General features: G+C 51.6%; 2 protein-coding genes. One reads left to right on the top strand and one right to left on the bottom strand.

Translation table 11 applies throughout. The features are described from left to right. The coding region (locus AC1D0Z_RS22150) for a DUF4365 domain-containing protein (protein WP_477660299.1) at window positions 1–884 on the top strand (884 nt) is incomplete at its 5' end. A 27-nt stretch (window positions 885–911) separates the two neighbouring features. On the opposite strand, the gene AC1D0Z_RS22155 is transcribed toward AC1D0Z_RS22150, so the two are convergent. After that, window positions 912–1249: hypothetical protein (locus tag AC1D0Z_RS22155; RefSeq protein ID WP_477660300.1), on the bottom strand; the 338-nt coding region annotated here is incomplete at its 5' end.

The following is a 1249-nucleotide window of genomic DNA, read 5'->3' on the forward strand; positions in this document are numbered from 1 at the left end:
GCTTTAAAGCTGCTTCTGAGCGACTGATGGTCAACAGCTCTTCCGTTTCGGCGACTTCTGAAGGGGCAAAGGGCGTAAGTCTCTCGATGGATATCGAGCACTTGCGGCACTGGTTTCTCGATAAAGAGCCAACTCACCTCGTTGTATATGTTGAATCGGCAGATCAGTTCTTGGTGATAAATTTACAAGACTACGTTGAARAAACTTGGGGTCAAGGCATTCTGACTCTCGATCAGAAAACCGCGACCGTCACCGTTCCAGCGTCCAGTGTGTTGGACGAGCAGGCCTTTGCCATCTTGCTTCGGTATGCCGATATAGCCCAGTGGACCAAGGCGCTCAGTGCCGACCAGGCCGACATGAGGTTGCTAAACCGGGACGCTAACCTGATCTATGCGATCGGCACCGCGGACAAGCGCGGAGTCAATTGCGGCGTATTGTGGAGAAAGTGGCTCAGCAAGATGCGTCACGAACTACGTGTCGCAGAGCGTTCCGCACAATTTGACGGCGATATCGATGATGAATGGGAGGTGATCCACGAACATTGGGAGTACGGTGGAATCGATCCTGAAGCCAGTTATCCATATCTTGAGCTTTTCGCGCTAGAGGACTACGACCCAGAGACGTTTACTAATCGCTGGGGCGAGGAAGAGCTGGTCGATGACGGCATCACCGTAACCTTAAAAAATGGGGACGAGGTTTTCGGCCCGAATGCCGCGAACGAATACTGCGAGTTCGTATTTGGAGCCCGACTGAATTCGCATGGAGACAAGCTGTTTGCCTATGTGGAATCACTGCTCAAAATGGGACTACTGGAACTACGCGATCCTGACGCCAAAGGGCACACTTTTCTCAGTATCGCGCCGTGGCACAGCCGTCTTGTTTGACACGGTCGAAATCAATCCGAATTTTGATCAATTGATCGAGGCCAAAGCAGCCACAAGCTCCTCCCAAAACAGGTCCGTTGCTCTAACGAATTCTTCGAGGTCGTTGACGTCGACATAAATATCTTCGCCAGCCAGCGGCTCATAAACTTGCGGCTTATGGCGAAATGCATCACCAAGTTCATCTTGGCGGAAAAATTCCGGAACAAACCAGTCAGGCCGGAGTTGCTTCAACTCCTCGGCTGAGTCGCCGTCAGCATGCTTAATGGTGTTTGCAAGAAGCCGGTAAATCGATAAGGACGGCCAGCTATTGAAATCCTCAACGTTGATGCCGATCTGACGCAGCCGCGTAATGAAGACCTTCACAC

It is taken from the genome of Polaromonas sp. P1_E3, from assembly GCF_056405935.1.